Raw genomic sequence first — 699 nt, 5'->3', positions numbered from 1 at the left:
AGGTCTTTTGAAGCCCGTTGCCGGACTTCGTTGCCGACACCCTCTGTCTGGCTATTTTCATGTATGGAGGATAACTGCCTATGGCAAAAAACAAAACAGAGATTCATGTGACCACTGTATTTGACGGGGAGCTGGACGCCACCGATGTGTTCGTCAGCCTGATTTCCCAGAAATACGGAAAAACAAATATAAAAGAATATCTTGCTAAAAAGAAAGATATGGAGTATAATGAAGATGAGGTTCAAAAGAGCCAGATACCGTCTGGATTGTGTGGGTAAATGGCTATGATGAACGAAATGGAATACAGAACAATCGGTTCGGCACTTGCCGGAGGGTATCGTGCAGCGGTCTATTGCAGACTGTCAAAGGACGATGACCTGCAAGGCGAAAGTGCCAGTATCGCAAACCAGCGTGATATGCTGGAAAAATACTGCGAAAAGCAGGGATGGGAGGTTGTGGCAGTCTATCAGGACGATGGCTTCACAGGTCTTAATATGGAGCGTCCTGATCTACAGAGAATGTTGAGAGCCATTGAGCGCAGGCAAATCAACCTTGTCATCACGAAAGACCTCAGCCGACTGGGGCGTAATTATCTGCAAACCGGGCATTTGATTGAGGACTTTTTCCCAAGAAACGGTGTCCGCTATATCGCCATGAATGACGGTATCGACACCCTGCGGGATAACAACGATATTGCCC

The 699-nt window shown here is 47.1% G+C and carries 2 protein-coding genes and 1 pseudogene; 2 read left to right on the top strand and 1 reads right to left on the bottom strand.

Translation table 11 applies throughout. The features are described 5' to 3' along the window. A pseudogene (locus DW965_RS21860) lies at nt 1-107 on the bottom strand (tweety protein); the annotation flags it as partial. Here DW965_RS21860 and DW965_RS18855 point away from each other — a divergent pair. Together DW965_RS18855 and DW965_RS18850 are read left to right on the top strand one after the other, a co-directional pair. After that, the gene (locus tag DW965_RS18855) at nt 81-278 is read left to right on the top strand and encodes a hypothetical protein (RefSeq protein WP_117963110.1); all 198 of its coding nucleotides are present in this window, start codon (nt 81-83) and stop codon (nt 276-278) included. The pseudogene DW965_RS21860 and the gene DW965_RS18855 overlap by 27 nt on opposite strands. Continuing rightward, nucleotides 279-699: recombinase family protein (locus DW965_RS18850; protein ID WP_158582888.1), on the top strand; the 421-nt coding region annotated here is incomplete at its 3' end.

It is taken from the genome of Blautia sp. AM47-4 (assembly GCF_003479865.1).
GTDB classification, from domain to species: Bacteria; Bacillota; Clostridia; order Lachnospirales; family Lachnospiraceae; genus Fusicatenibacter; species Fusicatenibacter saccharivorans.
Note: the sequence above shows the minus strand (reverse complement) of the source record. Positions and strands in the feature narration are given on the sequence as shown.

What these genes read in the sequence shown, in the direction of transcription:
- DW965_RS18855 (WP_117963110.1), top strand. Translation starts at nt 81, where the DNA reads ATGGCAAAAAACAAAACAGAGATTCATGTGACCACTGTATTTGACGGG.